The 21,976-nt window shown below is 61.4% G+C and carries 19 protein-coding genes; 7 read left to right on the plus strand and 12 right to left on the minus strand.

Going from position 1 to position 21,976, the window contains the following annotated elements; genetic code table 11:
- Positions 1–22 precede the first annotated feature (22 nt).
- The gene (locus BCY88_RS13975) at positions 23–2,356 is read right to left on the minus strand and encodes a patatin-like phospholipase family protein (RefSeq protein WP_120344810.1); all 2,334 of its coding nucleotides are present in this window, start codon (positions 2,354–2,356) and stop codon (positions 23–25) included.
- Positions 2,357–2,547: 191 nt separating this feature from the next.
- Positions 2,548–4,014, minus strand: a complete 1,467-nt coding sequence (locus tag BCY88_RS13980) for a metallophosphoesterase family protein (RefSeq protein WP_120344811.1) — start codon at positions 4,012–4,014, stop codon at positions 2,548–2,550.
- Positions 4,015–4,363: 349 nt separating this feature from the next.
- Between BCY88_RS13980 and BCY88_RS13985 the strand changes: the two genes are divergently transcribed.
- Both BCY88_RS13985 and BCY88_RS40335 read left to right on the plus strand, forming a co-directional pair.
- Positions 4,364–5,332, plus strand: a complete 969-nt coding sequence (locus tag BCY88_RS13985) for a hypothetical protein (protein ID WP_120344812.1) — start codon at positions 4,364–4,366, stop codon at positions 5,330–5,332.
- Positions 5,329–5,724 carry a hypothetical protein gene (locus BCY88_RS40335; protein ID WP_259461389.1) on the plus strand — a complete coding sequence of 132 codons (396 nt, stop codon included), beginning with the start codon at positions 5,329–5,331 and terminating at the stop codon, positions 5,722–5,724. The genes BCY88_RS13985 and BCY88_RS40335 overlap by 4 nt, the downstream gene beginning before the upstream one ends.
- 82 nt (positions 5,725–5,806) lie before the next feature.
- Here the strand turns inward: BCY88_RS40335 and BCY88_RS13995 are convergent, their stop codons facing one another.
- From BCY88_RS13995 to uxuA, 6 genes are all read right to left on the minus strand, one after another.
- Positions 5,807–6,199, minus strand: coding sequence for a 2-oxoglutarate dehydrogenase (locus BCY88_RS13995; RefSeq protein ID WP_259461390.1), 393 nt, complete (start codon positions 6,197–6,199; stop codon positions 5,807–5,809).
- Between the two features lie 61 nt (positions 6,200–6,260).
- Positions 6,261–8,099: a S10 family serine carboxypeptidase-like protein gene (locus tag BCY88_RS14000; RefSeq protein ID WP_120344813.1), complete on the minus strand. Its 1,839-nt coding sequence runs from the start codon at positions 8,097–8,099 to the stop codon at positions 6,261–6,263.
- 461 nt (positions 8,100–8,560) lie between these two features.
- Positions 8,561–9,049: a GNAT family N-acetyltransferase gene (locus tag BCY88_RS14005; protein ID WP_120344814.1), complete on the minus strand. Its 489-nt coding sequence runs from the start codon at positions 9,047–9,049 to the stop codon at positions 8,561–8,563.
- Between the two features lie 50 nt (positions 9,050–9,099).
- Positions 9,100–10,317 (minus strand): sensor histidine kinase, encoded by a 1,218-nt coding sequence (locus BCY88_RS14010; protein ID WP_120344815.1) that lies wholly within the window; start codon positions 10,315–10,317, stop codon positions 9,100–9,102.
- Between the two features lie 125 nt (positions 10,318–10,442).
- Positions 10,443–11,762: an MFS transporter gene (locus BCY88_RS14015; protein WP_120344816.1), complete on the minus strand. Its 1,320-nt coding sequence runs from the start codon at positions 11,760–11,762 to the stop codon at positions 10,443–10,445.
- Positions 11,763–11,845: 83 nt separating this feature from the next.
- Positions 11,846–12,886 (minus strand): mannonate dehydratase, encoded by a 1,041-nt coding sequence (uxuA, locus tag BCY88_RS14020; RefSeq protein ID WP_183081365.1) that lies wholly within the window; start codon positions 12,884–12,886, stop codon positions 11,846–11,848.
- Between the two features lie 274 nt (positions 12,887–13,160).
- On the opposite strand from uxuA, the gene BCY88_RS14025 reads away from it, so the two are divergent.
- Together BCY88_RS14025 and BCY88_RS14030 are read left to right on the plus strand one after the other, a co-directional pair.
- Positions 13,161–13,892: a FadR/GntR family transcriptional regulator gene (locus tag BCY88_RS14025; protein ID WP_120345020.1), complete on the plus strand. Its 732-nt coding sequence runs from the start codon at positions 13,161–13,163 to the stop codon at positions 13,890–13,892.
- A gap of 471 nt (positions 13,893–14,363) precedes the next feature.
- On the plus strand, positions 14,364–15,524 hold the full coding sequence (locus tag BCY88_RS14030; RefSeq protein ID WP_120344818.1) for a porin: 1,161 nt from the start codon (positions 14,364–14,366) through the stop codon (positions 15,522–15,524).
- An 84-nt stretch (positions 15,525–15,608) separates the two neighbouring features.
- Here BCY88_RS14030 and BCY88_RS14035 read toward each other — a convergent pair whose 3' ends face one another.
- Positions 15,609–16,502, minus strand: coding sequence for a LysR family transcriptional regulator (locus BCY88_RS14035; protein ID WP_120344819.1), 894 nt, complete (start codon positions 16,500–16,502; stop codon positions 15,609–15,611).
- A 106-nt stretch (positions 16,503–16,608) separates the two neighbouring features.
- Between BCY88_RS14035 and BCY88_RS14040 the strand changes: the two genes are divergently transcribed.
- Entirely contained in the window at positions 16,609–17,490 is an 882-nt protein-coding gene (locus BCY88_RS14040; RefSeq protein WP_120344820.1) for an aldo/keto reductase family oxidoreductase, read from the plus strand.
- A gap of 40 nt (positions 17,491–17,530) precedes the next feature.
- On the opposite strand, the gene BCY88_RS14045 is transcribed toward BCY88_RS14040, so the two are convergent.
- Positions 17,531–18,445 carry a LysR family transcriptional regulator gene (locus BCY88_RS14045; protein ID WP_120344821.1) on the minus strand — a complete coding sequence of 305 codons (915 nt, stop codon included), beginning with the start codon at positions 18,443–18,445 and terminating at the stop codon, positions 17,531–17,533.
- A gap of 70 nt (positions 18,446–18,515) precedes the next feature.
- Here BCY88_RS14045 and BCY88_RS14050 point away from each other — a divergent pair, with 70 nt between their 5' ends.
- Entirely contained in the window at positions 18,516–19,292 is a 777-nt protein-coding gene (locus BCY88_RS14050; RefSeq protein ID WP_120344822.1) for an NAD(P)H-dependent oxidoreductase, read from the plus strand.
- Positions 19,293–19,512: 220 nt separating this feature from the next.
- Positions 19,513–20,355: an alpha/beta hydrolase gene (locus BCY88_RS14055; protein WP_120344823.1), complete on the plus strand. Its 843-nt coding sequence runs from the start codon at positions 19,513–19,515 to the stop codon at positions 20,353–20,355.
- Positions 20,356–20,421: 66 nt separating this feature from the next.
- On the opposite strand, the gene BCY88_RS14060 is transcribed toward BCY88_RS14055, so the two are convergent.
- Together BCY88_RS14060 and BCY88_RS14065 are read right to left on the minus strand one after the other, a co-directional pair.
- A complete protein-coding gene (locus BCY88_RS14060) occupies positions 20,422–21,393 on the minus strand; it encodes an alpha/beta hydrolase (RefSeq protein WP_120344824.1) in 972 nt (323 codons plus the stop codon).
- On the minus strand, positions 21,386–21,913 hold the full coding sequence (locus tag BCY88_RS14065) for a thioesterase family protein (RefSeq protein ID WP_120344825.1): 528 nt from the start codon (positions 21,911–21,913) through the stop codon (positions 21,386–21,388). Before BCY88_RS14065 ends, BCY88_RS14060 begins: the two co-directional genes overlap by 8 nt.
- Between the last annotated feature and the right edge of the window lie 63 nt (positions 21,914–21,976).

A 21,976-nucleotide genomic window follows, 5' to 3' on the forward strand; every position in this document is an offset into this window, starting at 1 on the left:
CGCGCGCCGCTCCCCGGCAGCGTCAATAGGTGTGTCCCAACTGGAAGTAGAAGTTGTGGCGGCCGCCCGGTGCGAACGCAATACCCAGATATATCGGTCCGAATGAACTGGTCAGCGCAGTGAAGACCGTCACGCTGCGCTTCAGCGGACCACTGCCGAAATCGGAGTCGCGGTTCCAGACGTTGCCCGCTTCAATGCTCAGCCCGGCAAACAGGCCGCGAATCGGCGACGCGTTGAAGGTGGCGAGCTGATTCATGTACGTGACCTGACCGTACACCATCGAATTGCCGGACAGCTGGTCGGCGGCATAGGCCGACAAATGCTGGAAGCCGCCCAGCGTGAAGCCGAACGGATTGGTCAGGTTGGTGCCGCCGAAGTCGTTACCCGCTTCGATGCTTGCGTTGATGCTGTGCCGTCCATAGCTCGCCGCGACGATGCCTTTGCCGTACACCTCGGTGAAACTGTCGCTGCCCGCGAACAACGAACGTTCTACGCGTAGTTCGCCGAAATAACCTTTGCGGGCAAAAAGCGGATCGTCGAGCTGGTCGATCACGAGACGTGCGCGCGCGCTGAGCTGCCGCCCATAGATGTCGGGGAACAGCAGCGGCGAGCTGGCCACATCGAAGTCCAGCGGCAAGTTGTATTGCGGCGACGCGAAACCATGCGCGTAGGCCACGCCGATCCGGAAGTCGCCCAGACGCGAGATCGGTATGCCGAAGTCGACGCCGGCGCGCTGCGTCTGCAGGAGGTACTGCGTGACCTTGACGTTGCCGGAATCGTCGTAAAGGTTGGCATAGCGGCGCTGAAACTCGACATAGGGCGCGACGTAATAGCCGAAAGAAGTCGAGAGCGGTTGCCGCAACTCCGCATGCAGGTCGATCAGGTCACTGCCGACGGTTCCGTCCACGCGTCCTTCCAGCCCTGACGAGGTGAGCCATGGGCGGCGATAACCGAGGTGCAGGCGGAAGCCGCCTTCATCCGTCGAACTACTCGACAAGCCGAGTCCGAACAGCAGGAAATTCGGTCCCCATTGCTTCTGCTGCGCGGCGATGACGAGTTTGTGTTCGTCGCCGTCGTCGACGAGCTGCTGGCTTACGCTGGCGAAATCGCCCGTATTGGAGAGTGCCAGCAAATCCTTGTTGAGCGCGGCCGGATCGTATACGTCACCGGGTTTGACGTGCAACGCGTTGCGAATGCGTGACTCGGGCACGGCGCCCTGCGATGCGATCTCGATCTGCGTGATCCGTACCGGACGCATGGCGGGCGTATCGTGCCGGGCGCGCCACGCGGCGTAATCGGCGGGCGAGAGCGCCAGATGCTGAAGCTGCGGGAGCGCCGCACGGGTGGCGGCGGCGCCGGCCGCGATCGCCTGGCTCGCATTGGCGAAATCGGTGAAGCTCAGCGAGCCGAGGTTCGGTTCGATCAGTACGTCACCGGCTTGCAACTGCTCACGTTGGCGCGCAACGTTCTGATGAATCAGAATGCCGATCATCTGTTGCATCACGTCGGCGGGTGACGCTAGCGCATCCAGCGGCCGCAGCGGCGAACCGATGTCGACCGCGATCACGACGTTCGCGCCCATGTCGCGCGCCGTTTCGATCGGCAGGTTGCTGACAATGCCGCCGTCCACCAGTGTGCGTCCGTCGATATCGGCTGGCGCGAACAGGCCGGGCAACGCCATGCTGGCGCGAATCGCCTGGGGCAGCGAACCGCGATCGAGCACCACCTTCTGGCCGGTGCGCAGATCGGTGGCGATCGCGCGATAGGGGATGGGCAAGCGGTCGAATGAAACGTTGCCGGGCACGGCGGAGGTCCAGTCCTGCAGCAGCGCCTGCAGGCGATTGCCCTGGACGAGCCCGACCGGCAAGCGGAAACCGTTGGCGCCGTAACCGAGCGAGAGGCTGTTCACATACAGCCGCTCGTCTTCACGGCGCGATTGCGGCAGATCGGCGCGGTCGGTAATGTCGAACGCGATATCGGCGAGGTTGATGCCTGTGAGGCGGTTTTGCATGTCCTGCGCCGTCATACCGCTCGCGTACAGGCCGCCGACCACCGAGCCCATGCTGGTGGCGGCGATGCAATCGACTGGAATGCGGTTTTCCTCGAGCACCTTCAATACGCCGAGGTGCGCATAACCACGCGCGCCGCCGCCCGACAGCACAAGACCGACGGAGGGCCGGCCGGCTGGGCCGCCTTGGGCTGGGCAGGCGGATTCGGCTGCGTGAACGGGACGTGCGAAGGCGGCGATCCCGCACGCCAGCAGCACCACGGTGCAGCGCAAACGAAGAACGACAGGGCGGCGGCCCCTGCGCACCGCCGTTTTTTGTAGTTGTTCCCTCGCCAACGCTCGACTCATCTGTTTTTGTTCTGAAAGAAAACCGAGAGATTACATGGTTTTGCCCCGGTAAAAACAGGTGACATCGTGTAAACGCGGGTTTGCGAAAAAACGTAGTCTGGCGCCTGACTTGGCCGGCCTCGCGCCTTATGCTGGCGCCGGGTGTTCGGGCCGCGTGTATCGGAGCCGGGCGTGCGCGCGAAATCCCGCCACTAGCGGCGCACCAATGCACGTACAGCTCTTGCCGCCAGCGGGCGCCCCATATCCGGCGCAACAAAATGCGCCACCTGGCGCGCGGCGAGGTCGACCGTCACGTAATCGTTCGGCGCTTTCGTATTGAGACCGTCGGACGCCGAGTGATACTCGATCCGTAACTGCGCGGCGGTGACGACGATGCGCAGATAACCGTAATTGGTGTCGTCGTAGTTCTCGAGCACGACCTGATCGGCGATGGCCGACGCCGCCTGCACGATCTGCGGCGCGCGGATGGCGGGCGCACCCTGCGCGGCGAGTTTGACCAGGCCGTGTCCGCCGTTGCCGCACACCAGGTAGGGAATCTGCGTGCCGTCCGCATTTCGGGTACGGGTGAAGCGCTGATAGTTGTGGGCGTGGCCGGAAAGGAATGCATGCGGCCACACGCCATTGGCTTCGCAGATGCTGTCGATTTGCGCCAGCATATCGACGCTCGATCCGTGCCCGCCCGCGCTATACGGCGGATGATGATTCGCGATCAGCAACGCGCCGCTGAACTTCTCGGCCTTGACACGCTTGAGCGCGGCGTCGAGAAAGGCAAGCTGCGTATTTCCGATTCCGGGACCTGAGATGACGCCGGGGTCTTCGAGCGTGTTGCTGTAGATCACCAGCACGCGCATGAACGGTGCTTCGAACGTGAAGAACACGCCCGGCTGGATTTGCGCCGTGCGCGACAAGCCGCCGGCCTCGGGCGTTACGGCGAAGGTCTCCGCGCAAAAATTTCGCAGGTAGGCGGTGAGACTGGCGGCGTGCGCTTCCGGCGACACCATGCCGTCGTGATTGCCGGCGCAGGCGAGGATCGGCGCCGGATAGTCCCGATATGGTTCGTAAAACTGATCGTAATAGTACTGACCCTCGCCGAAGTTATAGACGACATCGCCGAGCAGCAACGCGAATTGCGGCACCTCGCCGGCATTGGCTTCATTGAAGTCGGCGGTCAGCTTGTCGGCTACTTCGTTTTGCGTTGCCGGGCCCTTGGTACTGCCGCAATCTCCTAGCGCGTGAAATACCAGTTGTCCGGCGGCTGTGATTCTGTCGATGGCGGTGGTGTTGCCGCCCATGACTTCAGCGAGCGTGAGCTGGGGCTCCACGCCGCCTCTCGGCGCGGGAAACGGCAACGGAAACAGCTTGTGCTCCGCATTGAGCAAGTCGATTTCCTTGTAGGCCGCGTCGTCCGATGGATGGGGCACACGAAACACCGTTGGGTCCGCGGTCGGCTGCGGCTGCGCGAATACGGGTTGGCTCAGCATCCGCGGTTGCAGCGCTGTTGCGGCGGCCGTCCACGCCGGCTGCTTTGAGCCGCTGGCGGGCGCCGTGGCTTTTTTGCCGGAGGCGGCGGTCTTGCTTGCCGACTGTCGTTTGTCTTCTGCTTTCGCTGTGCTTTCTTTTGCCTTGGCTTTGGGTTTCGACTCGCGTTTTGTCGACATGAGCGCCTCTTGAAGAGTGAGCGGGGTGACAAGTCAGCGGCTTGCGCCGTTGCATCCATCGAACCCTACGACACGCGTTTTGCGCAAAAGTGTCGCGTGGTGTGGAGCAGGGCGCGCGGCGGTGTTCGACGCTGAGCGCAATACGCGACGAGCGCGGCGCGAAACAATTTATGTCGCGCTATGTCACGGCTCCTTCGAATCGCCCCGAAACCTTTGTCCAGCGGGCCTCGGTCGCGGTGAAACAGGGTGACATATCTTCATTGCAGATTAAAACCGCGCGTCCTTCTATAGTCCGTTCGTCGCCACGCCGCAGTGCGCAAAAGTGGCCCGAAATCAGGAAGGACATACCGTGAAAAACTGCTCGTTCATCGTCCCGGCCGCTGCTGCATCCCACACCTCCGTGGCCGCCGCCGCATCCGTACGCAGCGTGTTGCGCAAGCTTGCGCTCAGCGCGAGCGTCGCCGTGCTCGCGCTCGGCAGCACGTCGGCGTTTGCCTGGTCGCAACATGGCACGGCCTACACGTCGCGTGGCACCTACAACGGCGCGCGCTACGGCTCATGTGGCGGCGGCAGTTGTTCGCATGCCGGTGGCGTGGCCGGCCCCTACGGTGGTCTGGCGACCAACACCGGCACCGTGACCCGCACCGCCCCGGGCCAGTTCTCGAATTCAGGCACGGCGACGGGGCGCTACGGCAACCAGGTTCAGCACGCGGGCGACACCAGTTGCGCGAGCGGCACCTGTTCGCATACCGGCACCCTCACGGGCCCGGACGGCAAAACCGCCACCACGTCCGGCGATGTGACCAGAACCGCACCTGGCCAGTATTCGTCCTCTGGAACGGTGACGGGCTCGAACGGCAACACCGTCAATCATTCGGCGTCCACCAGCTGCGTGGGCGCTTCGTGTTCGCGTTCGGGCACGGTGACGGGGTCTGATGGCGGTACGGTGAATCACTCCGGTACGGCGACGCGTGTGGCGCCTGGTGTCGTGACGACGTCGACGAGCGCGACGGGGACACGCGGCAACACAGTGACAACAAGCGGGACGGTCGTGACTACCGGCGTTGTCACGACGGGCAGCACGGCGGTCGTGGTGGCGCCGAGGCCAGTGGTGGTTGCACCGCCACCGGCTGTCGTGGTGCCGCCGCCGGTGGTGTATGTGCCGCCGCCTCCGGTTGTCTACGCACCGCCGCCCCCGCCGCCGCCGGCCGTATATGTTGCACCGCGCGTTGTTTATGTGGCGCCGGTGCCGCGTCCTGTCGTGTGGGTGCCGGGGCACTGGGTCGGCAACGTGTGGGTGCCGGCGCACTGGTCATGAGCGAAAACCTGCGAGCGGGAGCCCGCGATGAAGCCGGGCGCTTCGGTCCGCCGCGAATGAGCGTACCGGCGAGCGTCCCAGCGCGCCGGGCACGTTTCACCGCGCTACGCACGCGGACGTTTTGCAAGGTCGGCGCGGTGGCGACGATGATCGTGGCCGCGGGTGTGGCGATTGCGATGGGTGAGGGCGCCACCCGCACTGAAACGCATGACGTGCGTCGGGCTACTGAATATCAACAGGATTGTTCGGCGAAATACGCTGCGTTACTCGATCTGGCCGAATTGGCGAGACGCGACGGCAAATCGTCCGAGGTCGTGGTGCGCGGGCTGAGCGACCGTGGTGGCGTAATGAGTGAATGTTTGCCGGCCGGCAAGCGCGCCGGGGCACAGTAACAGCGCGAATGGCCATGGTGGCCATTCGCGCTGGTCAAAGGCGATATTCCAGGGAAGGATCGCCCTGATCCAAGAGCGGCCGCTAGCGGCCTTGCTGCTGAAGATACTGCCTGACGTCGCCCAGGGTCACACTGCCCTTATGGCTTGAATCGATCTGATCAAAGTGCTTGGCGACATAGCCAAGCCCCGCTGCCTGAGCCTGAGTTTTCGTGACCGCCGCGCCATTGCTCAGGGCCGTATTCGCCCCGAGCCGCGCTTCGAGCCGCTGCTGGGCTTCCTGCTGCAATGCCGTGCCGGTCGAGGGCGCGACGGGCGCTACACGGTTTTGAGGAAAGAACGGACCGTCGACACCTCTCGCCCCGTTTGGCGGCGTGGCTGGCGCCACCGCTTGCGGCGGTAAGGCGTGCGCGCTGCCAATCAGGCATCCGAGGACGAGTAACGGGGACACACGCCGCAACATATCGAAAAGGGACATGATGACTCGCATTGATTGAGTGAATAGAGTATCGCGAACGAGGCGCATCGCGTCAGTTCAGTCAGGGCGCCGTGGCTTGCGCCGTGGCGGTAGCGGTCGGCTGACTGGCGGGGCTCTCATCGCGCCACGGCGGCGGCAGTGTCCAGAGCGCGAGCGCATCCGGAATCGGCGTGCCCCGATAGAAGCGCACCAGATCCCGTTTCATCCGCGGGCGGGCGACGTCATCCAGATAGATCATGTGTCCGCCCTGGAAGAAGTTGACCTGCAAGTCCGGATTCAGACCGGGCACCGTTTGCAAGCGCGCCAGTTGTTTCTCGGTATTGAAGAACGGTGTGGCGAGATCATGAAAGCCGTTTTCCGAGAGGACCTTGAGTTGCGGATTGAGCGTCAGCGCGCCCAGCAGATCCGGGATCGTGTCGGGCAGAGGCTGTCCGTCATGCGAGAAGTCCCACACGTTGATGATGTTGTCGTTCAGCGGCAAATAGGTCGCATTCGGCGCGGTATATCCGAGGTAGTCGGGCATCTGCGTCGCGAGCGCCGTGGTGAACGGCTGGGAGATCAGGATGTCGGACGGGTCCCCGTCGTTCTGCAGGCGCGGATCCGAATTCGGCAATGACACGCGTCCGTCATACCGGCCGATCGTCGTGCCGGGCAGGAGGCTCGTCGAGAACGGGTTCGCGCCGAAATAGCCCTGCAGCGCCTGAGTGGTCAAACTGGATGGGAAAGTCCACGCCTGAAGCGTTTGGGCACTCGGAAACACCGGCGTACCCAGGGCGTCGGGTATGCCGAGCTGACTGAGCACCCACGATTGCGAATACCGTCTGAACTGGTTGTAGGCCGCCGTGACGAACAGGCTCGTCTGCAGTGCATAGAGGTCCTGATTGAGCGGCGCCGGCGACACCTGGTTGTAGTAAGCGGCGACTTCCGCGTAGCCGGGGAAATAACCCGCCAGGGTATCCGTATCCAATGCCAGCGCACTCGTCGAGTTCGTAATGGCGACGGCCTCGATCGCGTCCGCGAAATAGTTCAGGATTGCAGACTGAAGGACGATGCCGGTCAGATGCACGCCGGCCGATTCGAGCGCCAACGCGAGCATATCGGTGCGAGGCGTGCCGTACGACTCGCCGTACAGATAGATCGGCGAGGTGGCGCGATTATTGACCGTCAGATAGCGCTGAATGAAGTCGCGCATGATGTTGACGTCGGCATCGGTCGTCCAGAACGTCTGGTTCGTATTCGGCAGAATCGCCTCCGAAAGACCGGTTCCGGGCGGATCGATGAAGACCATGTCCGTGGTGTCGATCAGGCTGTCCTTATTGTCGACGATCGGATAGTTCGGCCAGTTGCCGAACAGCGGGTCGGGCGTGGCGACCCGCGTCGGCGCGAACGAGCCGAGCCGCAGCCAGATCGAGGCGGAGCCCGGACCGCCGTTGTAGACGAACGTGACAGGCCGTGGCGAGCCGTTCGGACCCGGCGCGGTGTACGCGACATAGGACATCGTGGCTTCGGGGTTGCCGCTTGCATCGGTGGCTGTCAGGTGGCCGGTGGTCGTGGTGTAGTTAATCGGCGTTCTGCCTAACTTCCACTGGTAGTGCATGATCGCCGCTTTCTCCGACGCCTGGGCCGGCGCGAGGCCGTCTGTGGCGTTGCCTGAATACGCAACCGGGTCGATATAGGTTTGATTGGCCGCTGGTGATTGCGATTGTGCGGCCTGTTGAGCGGTGAGTTGCTGATTTGCAGCGGTCTGCTGCATGCTCACGGCGGTGCCGGAAGAAGAACCGCCGTCGCCTCCGCCGCAACCTCCGAGAAGCATGATCGTGACCGCTAAGGTTCCCATGGCCGGCAGCCTGCTCTGGCGATGATGATGGCTATGGCCGGTAAGACGCTCGTCTCGTTTCATCTCTATCCTTGGTGGTGGGTTCAGATACCGTTTCACAAAGGCCGCTCGCGCCGGAGAAAATAAATCGGAGTTCGAAATATTAACGATGAATCATTGGCGTGCAGCGGTTGAGACCAACATGCTTCAAAGCGCATAGATCTGTATCTCTATGCGGGATGCGTAGAATAACTAAATATCTGGATCGGATATTCCGGTGCTTTGGGGGATACGTTTCCTTAATCGGATATTCGTATATTGGCGGCAGAAGAAAAATAGGTGACGCCACCGGAGTTTGTCAAGGACGTGCCGAGTTTCCGTAATTGCAACTTCGGAAAGTTGCACCTCAATACGCACGCGGGCCAATTAGCCTCAGCGAAGAGCCGGTGTGAGTTAATCGATTATTTATTACGAAATTAAATGTTTTTGTTTGTTAATCGTAATAATCGGATTGTGCCGGGGAATGCAGGCGCGCCACTGTGTGACTACGTGGCCTGATTTTCCGGGCCGGTCAGATCGCGCTCCAGAAAAATCGTGCCTGCAATGGGATTAAAAACATAAGCCGGAATCGGCTCGAAATCAAGCGATGCATAAAGCCGTTGTGCGGCGCGCATATCGGGAAGCGTATCGAGACGAATACGCGTATATCCCGCCTCCTGTGCGATCCGGCAAATCCGTGTTGCCAATTGCCGGCCGACCTGCTGGCCGCGCCCGGCTGGACGGATATAAAGGCGCTTCATTTCGCAGATCGATCCATCCAGAGGCCGCATTGCCACACAGCCGACCACGTCCTCATTATTTTGCGCGAGAAGAACGCAGCCCCGCGGCGCGGAAAATTTGCCGGGCAACTCCGCGAGTTCTGACTCGAAATTCTGGAAGCTCAGATCGATCCCCAGGCTTTCGGCATACTCGCGAAAAATTGCCCGTACCACTTCAAGCTGTTCGGGAAATCGGGCCGGATAGATTTCGACCATTCGCGCGTTTCGTGTTTCAGCCGGTTCTGGCGTCAGTTGCCGGCGCACGTTCATTCGGTTTCACCCGGCACCAGCGGGAAGCGGATTTCGAACGTGGTTCCAACGCCTTCGTGCGACGAAAAATCGATGTGAGCGTTCAGCAGGTGGCAAAGCTCCTTGACGATTGCGAGGCCGAGACCCGTGCCAGGAATATCGGCGCCCGCCGCGCGTTCGAATTCGTCGAATACCCGGTGCGCGTCCGAAGCTGCAATGCCCACACCGGTATCCGATACGCGAATCAACCAGTGTTCCGCGCCGGCCTTTGCGAAGGTCAATTCGATCTCGCCGGACTTTGTGTACTTGGTCGCGTTGGAAAGCAGATTGACGGCAATCTGCTTAAGCTTGAGACGATTGGACGTGGCCTCGGTTAGCGCCGGGTCGAAGGTCGTGTGCAGCTTGAGGCCCTTGGCCTCGATTGCCGGGCGCGAAGAAGCGACGAGTTCGTCATAAAGCCCGCGCAGCTCGACCTGCTCGCTCGCAAGTGGCGTGTCGTCGCCGAGCACCACGGAGTACTCGACCATCTGGTCGACGAGTTGCTTCATGTCCGCGGCTTGCCGGTTGGCCAACGCCAACGCTGTATCCGCCTTTGCGGGCCCCCGTGCGATCAGTTGCAGCGCGATCGAAAACGCGTTCAGAAAATTGCGCAGATCGTGGACCACGCTGCGGGTGATCTGCATGCGTGATTCGTAAAGATCGCCGACCAGCCGCTGCTTGAGCGTCAGCTCGTGATTGACGCGTTCGAGCCTGCCGGTGTACTCGTCGATCTTGCGGTCCCGTTCGCTGACCGCCTCCTTGATCGACGTGAGCGTCACCATACTGAAGGTTTCGGCAACCATGCGCCGCGCCCGGCTTTCGTGGCGGCGCGTGAAGGTGCTGTCCTGGTTGGCGAATTCTTCCAGCGCGTCGTCGAGCACCAGGTGAAACAGATCGAGTTCGCGCACCAGTTCCTCGATCCGATAGCCCTGACGCCAGCGCACCATGCCGTGCTTTTTCGCATTGCGTTCGAGCACCGGTTCGACGCGCTCGAGATCCTCGACGTCGAGCGCGCGGCATAGCCCTTCAAGAATTTCGGGCAGGTGATCGGCGAGTTGCTGATACGTGAGCTTGTCCGCTTCGACGAGGTCGGTGTCGCCGAAAACGCTTTTCATCCATTGCTCGGTCAGACGGATTCGCTGGTCACGAATGAAATCGGCAAATTTGCGCAGCGGGCTGAGACGTGTGTCGGTCATATTGGGTACATCGGGCTGAGGTTTTCAACTTATTATCGCCGCAATTTTTGATGGTGGAACATCTCTTGCAGAACCTTGGCCAGATGAAGATAGGCTTTGACGCGACAACCCCCCGATACTGCGATTCAAACGGCCCCGTGCCCAGCAATCTTTTCCGTTCGGACGCGTGGAAGCAAGGGCAATGGTTCGACCTTACCGACCACGAACAGATACGAGAGGGCGCCGACCACGCATAGCGAGCCCGCAACCATCAGCGGAATCACAAACGAACCTTTGGTGATCGCCAGCATGACACCGGTAAACGTGGTGATGAAAATACCGGCGAGATTTCCCGCAAAGTTCTGAATGCCGCCGAGAGACGCCACATGAGCCGGTGTCGGCGCCACTTCGCCCACCAGAGTCCAGACATTGGCGCCGGCGAACGACAAACTCGCATAGGCGAGGGCGAACAGCGCGAGGCATGCCCACGTGCTTTGGACGAACGCCGAGAGTGCGATCGACGACGAAAGCAGCATGCCGATCACAAGGCATGTCTTGCGCGCCGCGGTGGCGCTCCAGCCCCGTTTGAACAGGCCGTCCGAGACGAGGCCGCCAAGCCAGCCGCCGGGAATGGCCAGCAGCGCCGGCAGCATGCCCCACGTGCCGAGCGACGCGAGCGAAAATCCGCGCGACTGCAGCAGATAACTCGGGAACCACGTGATGAAAAAGTAAATCGCGAAGTTCAGGCAGAACAGCCCGATCATCATGCCCCACACCGTGCGGTAACGAAACAGATCGAGCCACGACACGGTGCCGGCGCTTCCGGTGGTGCCGGTGGTGACCGCTGCGGGCGCGGCACGCTGCGCCAGCAAGGCGTCGACGGCCGCGGGTGCAATCGCCCGGTAGCGCTCAGGGTCACGATAGATGAACCACCACGCGAGCGCCCACACAACACCGAGGCCACCGGTTATCGCGAACGAACCGCGCCAGCCGACGATAGAAATCAACCACGCGACCAAAGGCAGCGAAAGCGCCGATCCGACGCGTGAGCCGCTGTCGAAAATACTGCTCGCGAGGCCGCGCTCGCTGCGCGGAAACCAGTTGAACGCGACTTTGGCGAACGACGGAATCGCCGCCGCTTCACCCACGCCGAGCATCAGCCGTACACCCACGAGTTGCGCGAGGCCGCGTGCCGCGCCGGTCGCGATCGTGAAGGCCGACCACCAGCCCACCGCGAGCGCGAGGCTCACGCGCACGCCGACCTTGTCGATGAACCAGCCGGCCGGCAGTTGCAGGAATGCGTAGGTCCAGAAGAACGCACTGAGCACGAGCCCCATGCCGACAGCGTTCAGACCCAGCTCCGCCCGAATGCTCGGTGCGGCGATCGCCAGGTTGGCCCGATCGACGAAGTTGATGACGTTGGCGAGGAAACACATGAAGATCATGGTCCATCGGATGCGCGGCATGGAAGTCTCCGTCCGGATTGTGGTTATGACGGCGCCGGCCGGGCAATCCGGCGGCGCCTTTTTCTGAGCGTTTTATTCGGGCTTCAGGACAGCTTGTCCATCGCTTCCCACAAGCCGTTGATGTAGACGGCGCCGAGCGCCCGGTCGTACAAACCATAGCCGGGCTTGCCGGTTTCACCCCAGATCATGCGGCCATGATCCGGACGGAAATAACCGGTAAATCCGGTGTCGTGATAGGCCTTCACGATCGCGGCGATATCCAGCGAACCGCAACTGGACAGATGGGCCGATTCTTCGAAATCGCCCTCTGGCGTGATCTTTACATTGCGGATGTGCGCGAAGTGAATGCGCCCCATGCCGCCGAATTCGCGTACGAGTGCTTCCACGTTGTTCTGGGGTCCGGCGCCGAGCGAGCCGGAACACAGCGTCAGGCCGTTCGCGGGCGAGTCCACGATCCTGACGATGCGCGCAAGGTCGTCGCGATTCTTCACGATACGTGGCAGTCCGAAGATAGGGCGCGGCGGGTCGTCGGGATGAATGGCCATCTTCATGCCGCAGGCTTCGGCAACGGGAATGATCGCTTTCAGGAAATATTCCAGATGCTGCCAAAGCTTTGTTTCGTCGACCTCGCGGTACTCGGCGAGCAGGGCCTGCAATTGGCCGGGCTTGTAGCTTGAATCCCAGCCGGGCAGCGCAATGCCGTTGTTCGGGTCGATCTCTTCGATTTCTTTCGTGCTGAAGGCGAGGCACGTCGAACCGTCTTCGAGCGTTTTTGCCAGTTCCGTGCGGGTCCAGTCGAACACCGGCATGAAGTTGTAGCAGATCACCTTGATGCCGGCTGCCGCGAGGTTCCGGATGGTGTCCTGATAGTTGGCGATGAGACGATCACGCCCGGGCTTGCCGAGCTTGATGTCTTCATGCACGGGCACCGATTCGACGACTTCGAAGCGAAGACCGGCCGCTTCGATCGTCGACTTCAGCGCGGCGATCTTATGAGCGGGCCACACCTCGCCCACGGGCTCGTCGTAAATGGCGGACACGATATCCGTCATGCCGGGAATCTGGCGAATGTACTGCAGGCTGACGGGATCGGACTCGCCGTACCACCGGAAAGACATCTTCACGACTTCACTCCTTTGATTGGCTGCACAAGCCTTGCTGGTTGGAGACGGGAACGCGTTGTTCGGTCTCCCGATTCAGCCGGATTATGATTGGTTGACCAATTTGCCACGATAGTGGTTTACCAGTCCATGCCTGCGCGGAGTCTTTGGTGCAGGCGATGAGCGAGCGGATGACGGCGGTTCGAGTGACGCGAAAGCTGCCGCTGCGCGAAATTGGTGTACCATTTTCAGGCGAGGGCCGAAGGGGGCGCCTCGCATGTCTATCCGCGAGCACTTGATGACCGATCTCCTCACCCAGCCATTCGCCCAACGGCAAGACGCAGAAGCCGCGGACCGTTCCTATATCGGCCTCGCGAAACAGATTCACGCATTGATCGCCGGCTCCGGAGATTTCGAAGCGGGTTCCAGATTGCCGTCGGAGCGCACCCTGGCCGACCGCTTCGGCGTGAGCCGCACGCAGGTTCGCGAGGCGATCATTGCGCTGGAGGTGCAGGGCGTGGTTGAAGTGCGTGGCGGCTCGGGCATCTATGTGTCGGCGGGCATCGGCGCCAAACCGGTGACCTTCGAGTTGCCACGCGGCCCTGGTCCGATCGAAACGTTGCGCGCACGCGCGTTGATTGAGTCCGAGGTGGCGGCGCTGGCGGCGAGCGAGCGCAAGGACAGCGACCTCGACCGGATCTTCTCCGCGCTCACCACGATGCGCGAGCAGATGCATGACAAGCAGGCAAACGACGCGGCGGATCGTCAGTTTCACATGCGTATTGCCGAAGCCACCGGTAATACGGTCTTGTTGCACATGGTCACCGCGATGTGGGACTGTGCGCGAAGCGATCCGCTATGGGCCAAGATCGAGGAGCACTTCCATACGCCGGCGATGCGGGCGGCGTCACAGGAAGATCATCAGCGTATCTTCGCTGCCATCATGAGCCGCGATCCGGCCGCGGCGCGAGATGCGATGCAGGCGCATCTGTCCCGTGTGGCGGGCGAGTTTACTCAGGCCTGGCGATAGCGCGCTGTAATGGGCGGCGTAACGCGCGCCGTAAAGCGTAGCGCAATGCGCACCGTAACGCCGGGTTTCACGGCCACGCGGCCAACATGGCCCGCTTGTGTACTTTTGGCGCCACGTCATTTTATTTTTTGACGCGCTATTTATTTTCGATGTCATATCATCGCGCTGTTCTATTTCGACAGCGCTCGCAAGACGCGCTCGCGTAACCCGATTGAAAACGATTGAAAACCACACTGTAGTCAGTAAGCGCAATTGGCAAGTCATTGCAATGCGCCACACGCAATAATCAGCAAACGATATTGAATGTTTCCGCAACCCGCATGGCACCGGCGTGCCAGTGCGTTGCCTGTCCGTTCGCGCGTCCCGCTGGTGATCCGCTGTTGATCCGTTGGTGATCAGCATGCTCGCGAGCGGTATCGAATGCACATCATTGATTACATCCATCACCGCTTAATCACGGAGCCAACAAGTATGAAAAAGTCTTTACTCGTGGTCGCGCTTTCGGGCGCCTTTGCTATTTCGGCGCATGCGCAAAGCAGCGTGACGCTCTATGGCCTTATCGATGCGGGATTGATCTACACGAATAATCAGGGCGGACATAGCAACTGGCAGGAAGTGACCAGTTCGACGCAGAACACGGTTTTCGGCCTCAAGGGTTCGGAGGATCTTGGTGGCGGCTTGCACGCGGTCTTCAAACTGGAGCAAGGCTTTCTCCTGAATAACGGCGCACAGGCTTTCTCCGGTGATGGTTTCGGTTCTCAGGCATGGGTCGGTTTGCAGAGCGATCCGTACGGCACCCTCACGTTCGGCCGCCAGTTTGACGTGATGAACGATCTTGTCGGACCGCTCACGGCGGAGTTCAACACGTGGGGCGGCAACATGGCCGCGCATCCGTTCGAAAACGACAACCTGGCCGGCAATTCGGTCGTTCTCAACAATACGGTCAAGTACACGAGCCCGACGTATCGCGGCGTCACCTTCGAAACGATGTATGCCTTCAGCAACAAGGCGGGCAGCTTCGCGAACAACCGCTCATACGGCTTCGGCGTTTCCTATACCCAGGGACCTGTCAATCTCGCCGCCGGATACCTGCAATTCAATAACGCCGGCAGCGCGGGCGGTGCCGCCACCACGGGCGACACCAGCGCGAACTTCCTCGCGCAACGTCAGCGTATCTGGTCGCTGGGCGGTAACTACACGTTCGGTCCGGCGACTGTTGGCCTCGTCTGGAGCCATACGCAACTGGACAACGCCTCGGGTGTCTTCTCGTTCGGAACCGGCACTTACCTCGGTGCGAACGACGCTTCCGCCGGAAGCCTGAGCGGCTCGCTGCGCCTCGACAACTACGAGGCGAACGTCAAATACGCGCTGACCCCCGCGTTGAGCGTATCGGGCGCTTACACCTATACGCGTGGCGCCTATAACGGCTCGTCGCCGGGATGGAATACGGCGATGCTCCAGACCGATTACGCGATCAGCAAGCGCACCGACTTCTACCTGGAAGGCGTCTATCAGAACGTGCACGGGGCGCCTGCGGACTCCGTGCTCTCGCATGCAATGATCAACACGCTCTCGCCTTCGGCGTCGAACTCGCAGGTAGCGGTCACGGTAGGGATGCGGCACGCATTCTGATCGGGCTCGCCGGGTTCGCGTTGCGTAGCGCTTCACGACGGATGCCTGCAGGTTGAGGGGCATCCGTCATCGTCGGCTTGGCGTTTATTCGCCTGCCTTCAGGAAGTCGATAAAGACGCGCAACGGCGCGGGCAAATGACGGCGGCCCGGATAGTAAAGAAACGGCCCGGAAAAACGCTGCCACCATGGTTCGAGGATCGGCTCGAGGGCGCCGCTGTCGAGATGCGGGCGCAGCATGTCCTCGAAAAGATGAATCACCCCCACGCCCGCGACGGCGGTACTGACCGCAAGGTCGATCGCCGCGCCGGGTCTCACGAGAAGCGGTCCCGACGGATTCAGCTGGACCACTTCTCCATCGCGCTCGAAATACCAGGTTGGCGTCGCGCCGCCGGCAAACTGGCCACGCAAGCACGCATGAGCGAGCAGGTCGCGTGGATGTTCAGGTCTGCCGTGCATGTCGAGATAGTCCGGTGCTGCAGCCGTAGCAAAACGCTGCGTACGTGGTCCGATTGGCATCGCGATCATGTCCTGTTCGAGCCGCTCGTCATAGCGAATGCCCGCGTCGCAGCCGATCGACAGCACGTCGACGAAGCCGTCCTCCACCACAACCTCCACGCGTATGTCAGGATAGGTTTTCAGGAACCGGGGGATGACACCCGGCAGCACGATGCGCGCGGCGCTCGACGGAACGTTGAGTTTGAGTGTGCCGCTTGGTTTGTCCCTGAACCGGTTCAGAACGTCCAGCGCGGCTTCCATCTCGCTGAACAATGGCGTCAGCTTTTCGAGCAGGCGCAATCCCGCTTCAGTTGGGGCGACGCTGCGCGTGGTCCGGTTGAGCAGGCGCATACCGAGCTTCGCTTCGAGACGACGCACGGCAATGCTCAGACTGGACGCGGAGACGCCGCTGGTGCGCGCGGCGTCGCGAAAGCCGCCGGCGCGGGCCACCGAGGCAAATGCGGCAAGGTCGTTGAATTCCATGGTCATTGTTCAAAATGTTTAACAACCTGTGCAATCTAGACCGGATTATCGAACAGTGCAATCGCCGCCATACTGCCGCTCAACCCCTCACATCAAGGAGCGCACCATGTCGAACTTCACCACCGTGGACACATTTCCGCTGGCTGGCCAACTCGTGCAACGCATGGGCTATGGCGCCATGCAACTGGCCGGCCCAGGCGTATTCGGGCCGCCGAAAGATCATGACGCTGCAATCGCCGTACTACGCGAAGCGGTGGCCTCGGGTGTCAATCACATCGATACGAGCGACTTCTACGGGCCCCACATCACCAACCAGCTGATTCAGGAAGCGCTGCATCCTTATCCGGATGACCTCGTGATCGTCACCAAGGTCGGCGCGGTCCGTGACAAAGACGGCGCGTGGCTGCCGGCGTTCGAGCCGGAAGATATCGAGCGTGGCGTTCACGACAACCTGCGTAATCTTGGCGTCGACGCGCTCGACGTCGTCAACATGCGAATCATGGGCGACGTGCACGCACCCGCTGAAGGGTCGATTGAAAAGCAGGTCGTGGCGCTTGCCGAACTGCAACAGCGAGGGCTGGTTCGCCACATTGGTTTGAGCAACGTGACGGCGGCGCAGGTGGCCGAAGCCCAGGGCATCGCGAAGATCGTTTGCGTGCAGAATCACTACAACCTGGTTCACCGGGCAGACGATGCGCTCGTCGATGAACTGGCGCGGCAGGGCATTGCTTACGTACCGTTCTTCCCGCTTGGCGGATTCACGCCGATCCAGTCGTCGGCGTTGTCCAAGGTCGCGCAAACAATCGGCGCGACGCCGATGCAGGTTGCGCTCGCCTGGCTGCTCAAGCGCGCGCCTAACATTCTGCTGATTCCGGGCACTTCGTCGCTTGGGCATCTGCGTGAAAACATGCAGGCAGCGCGCTTGAACCTGACTGACGAGGTGCGCGCTGAACTGGATGCGATCGGCGCGGGGAATGGGCAAGCCTGATCGCATTGAGTGGATTGCATCTGCGGATTCTCACGCGTTGTTACGTCGCTACCGAGTTCGTGATGCAATCCCGCAGCCACTGATGTGCCGGGTCGCGATGAGCGCGTTCGTGCCAGAGCATCGCCATTTCGTAACCCGGCACGTCGACCGGCGCGTCGACAACCCTGACCGCGCTATTGCCGCGCGCGAGGCGCGCGGGCAGCATCGCGACGAGGTCGGTGTTCGCGAGAACCGACATCATGAACAAAAAGTGCGGGACCGACAGTACAACCCTGCGCGCGAGACCCACCTGCGCCAGCGCCTCATCCGTGACGCCGCTAAATCCGCCGCCGTCCGGTGACACGATCACGTGCTCCAGTTTGCAGAACTGCGCCAGCGTCGGCCGTCGCTTCAGGCGCGGGTGATTCGCGCGGCCTGCCAGCACATACCGCTCCTTGAAAAGCACCCGCCGGCGCAATCCGGGCGGCGCGCCTTCGCTGGTGTGGAAGGCCAGATCGATATCGCCCTGTTCCGCCTGCTTCGCGATGCGGGGTGGAGCAGCTTCGACGATCGCGAGCCGGGTGCCGGGCGCTGTCGCGCGCAAGCCGGCGAGCATGGGCAGCAGGATCGTCGATTCGGCGTAGTCGGTAGCGGCCACGCGCCACGTATGGTTCGCTTCGGCCGGATTGAATGGGCTGGCCGGCGCCACCGCGTGCTCGAGGGCATCGAGCGCCTCGCGCAATGGTTCGCGCAATTCCTCCGCCCTCGCGGTAGGGCGCATGCCGCGTGGTCCCGGCAGCAGCAAGGGGTCGCCAAAGATATCGCGCAGCTTGGCGAGATGCACGCTCACCGAGGGTTGAGAGAAGTTCAGGCGTTCCGCCGCACGGGTCACGTTATGTTCCGATAGCAGAACATCGAGTGTGACCAGCAGGTTGAGGTCCAGTCTTCTGAGATTATTCATGGCTATACCTGACATATTGGTAATTCATTTCCAATATACCGGATAGAGACCTATCGTATCCCTTTCTGGCAATGGAGCTCAGGTCATGAATGTTCTTCTCGTCTATGCACACCCGGAACCCCGGTCGTTAAATGGGTCGCTCAAGGACTTTTCGGTAAAACATCTCGAGGATGCCGGGCATGTCGTTCAGGTATCCGATCTGTACGCGATGAACTGGAAAGCATCGCTCGATGCAAACGACAGCCTGGATACGCAACCGGGCGCACGTTTCGATCCTTCTCTCGATTCGAAGCGTGCTTTCAGGGATGGCCGGCAAAGCCCCGACATCGCGCTCGAACAGGAGAAGCTGAAATGGGCGGATGCGGTGATTCTGCAGTTCCCGTTGTGGTGGTTCTCGATGCCCGCGATCCTGAAAGGCTGGGTAGAGCGGGTGTATGCCTATGGTTTTGCGTACGGCGTGGGCGAGCATTCCGATGCGCGCTGGGGCGACCGTTACGGAGAAGGCAGCATGGCGGGCAAGCGGGCGATGCTGATCGTAACAACAGGGGGATGGGAATCTCACTACAGCCCGCGCGGTATCAACGGGCCGATCGACGACGTGTTGTTCCCGATTCAGCACGGCGTGCTGTATTACCCCGGTTTCGACGTGTTGCCGCCGTTCGTCATCCATCGGACGAGCCGGATCGACGAAGCGCGGTTCTCCGCGATTCGTGACGGACTCGGACAGCGTCTCGATGACCTGTGGACGACCGCGCCCATACCGTTTCGGCCGCAGAACGCCGGGGCATACGAGATTCCGGCGCTTACATTACGGCCTGATGTCGCGCCGGATCGGGCGGGCTTTTCAGCACACATTGAATAGACGTGTTGCCGCCCTGTATTCGCTTTCAGGGTGCAGCCGCTGCATGATGGTTCGGTTTGGGCCGGTCCGGCTCCCTCTGGAGCGGCACCAAGCTGACAACACCGTATGCTTTGTTGAAATTTGGTTGTAAGTCGCCGTTGTTAGAGTCGTCGTCAGAGTTTTGCCGCCAGATGCCAGACAGTGTTCATCGAACACATAGAAAGGGGGAGAGCGACAAACCATGAAAATGAATCGTGTGTTCTGGCTCATTCTGACGCTGCTGTTCACGAACCCGGTCTGGGCATTTCAGTCCAGGGTCGTCGCCATTCCCAGTGCGGCCATGCATAAGTCGTTCGAGGCGACGGTGGTGCTGCCTGATCAATACACGCATGGCAAAGCCGCCGATCGCTTTCCCGTCGTCTACCTGCTGCACGGTTCAGGTGGCGATTACACCGACTGGACCGCGAATTCTCATATCGGCAAACTCGCCGACCGTTATCACGTGATTCTCGTCATGCCGGACGGCGGTCACGAGAGCTGGTATATCGATAGTCCCGTCGATCCGCGCAGCCGTTACGAAACCTACGTAGGTACCGAAGTGGTCGGCTATATCGACCAGCATTTCCGCACGATTGCAACGCGCCAGGCGCGCGCGATTACCGGGTTGAGCATGGGCGGATTCGGCGCATTGCATATCGCGCTCGACCGGCCGGACGAATTCGGCGCTGCGGGCAGTATCAGCGGGGCGGTCGATCCACGCGGATGCGAAGATGAGCCAGGAATCGACGAGGTGTTTGGCGATCCGGCCCGGCACGCCGACTTCTGGAACAACGAGGCTATCGTCGAAAACGCCCGTAGTCTGGCAAGTGCGCATATCGCGCTGACGATCGATTGCGGTGTGAATGACTCGCTTGTCCAGTCGAACCGGATGCTGCATGCGCGGCTGGTCGAATTGGGCGTGCCGCATGATTATGCGGAGCGGCCGGGCGGCCATACGTGGAAGTACTGGGCGAACGCGGTGCAGTATCAGGTGCTGTTCTTTGCCAGTTCGTTCAGGCGCAGTGGCGGCGCGGCGCAGACCTGAGGCGCGAACGGGTTAAATCGTCAATGGCGAATTGATGGCTATCCTGATTATCTCCGCCTGATGGCGTCACGAGGCGGCGGAGTGCTCGCCTAGAAATTCGCAGACCGTGCGATGCAATGCCTTCACACCGGGACTCGATTCGAGCGCGCGCCAGCATCCATGCACGAGTCCGGTTCCAATCCATAACCGGCCCTTTCCGCCGGCCGCATTGATACGGTCGACAAACACCCTCGCGTCGTCCCGCAACGGATCGTGTTCGACACCCACCGCAAGCGTCGGCGGAAGTCCGTCGAAGCGCGTCGCATCGAGCGGTATCGTCCAGGCAGGATAGGGCGCGTGGTTGTCGTCGTTTTTGTCCCCGCTTTTGCCCCAATATAGATCGCGAAACGCATGCACATCGGCAAGCGTCAGCATCGGCGCATGCGCTTCGGTTTCGCGCGCGGGCATCTGTGGCTCGGTGCCGAGCATCGGATAAACCAGCGCAAGTCCGCGTACGCCCTCGACACCGGCATCGCGCAAGCGCATGGCGACGCTGGCCGCGAGATTCGCGCCGGCGCTATCCCCGGCCAGTTGCAACGCACTTCCCGCTAGCGAATCAAACGGCAGGCCGCCGTTCAACGCCGCTAGCGTGACTTCCAGGCAATCGTCATGGGCAGCTGGCGCGCGGTGTTCAGGCGCAAGGCGGTAATCGAGCGCAATCACATCGAGTCCGGTATCCGCGGCAATCCGCGCTGTCACGATCTGATGACTCTCCAATGAGCCGAGCACGAAGCCGCCACCGTGAAAGTACAGGACGGTGCCGCCGGGTGTCCCGCTCGCCGTTCTACGATTCCGATAGCGCCGCAGTCTGATCGGATGCCCGGCGCTTGCGTGAAACACCGCGTCTTCAGCGATCACATCGGCAGGCAGAGGCGGCGTGAGCGCCGCCGCGTAGCGATCGTAAATTGCGCGCTGCTCGCCTGGCGGCAATGAAGTCGAATGCCCTGCATAGATGGCGGCAGTCCGTTCGATGAACGCGGCAATCTCCGGTTCAAGCATGTTCGCCGCCTTCAGTCTCTTTGGGTGCGCTAGGCGAGGTTTTGACCGGCAATCCGATTACACGGCCTGCAAACCTGGCCGTGGGCAGCGCAGCATGCGCTTGCGCCAGTGCCCGAACACGCGCCGCGACGTCGGGGTCGAAGGCAACCGCGCGCGGCCCACTCGTATCGACGTGCAGCAACATCTGTTCGCCTGCGGCCACTGGTTCGACACCGTCATCAGCGAACATCTCGAGGTAAAGATGCAGCCGCTTGGCGTCATGCCCAAGCACGCGCATATCGACGCGAACCTGCGTGCCTTCCTTGATTTCGTGCAGGTAGTTGATATGCGCTTCGAGCGTGTAGATCGAGCGGGCGCGTTCTTTGCGCACCGGATCGGGCAGGCCGATCACGTCGATCAACGCATCAGTCGCGAAGCTGAAAATCAGCATGTAGAACGCGTCGCGCAAGTGGCCGTTGTAATCGACCCATTCCGCGCGCACGGTATCGCGATAGCAGGGCAGCGCAGCGTGATCCGGCATGAGCAATCGTTTCCTTCATCAGTATGAGTTGCATCGCCCGTGCGAGGAACGCAGCGGGCCTGC

The organism is Paraburkholderia fungorum (assembly GCF_003610895.1).
Lineage (GTDB): Bacteria > Pseudomonadota > Gammaproteobacteria > Burkholderiales > Burkholderiaceae > Paraburkholderia > Paraburkholderia fungorum_B.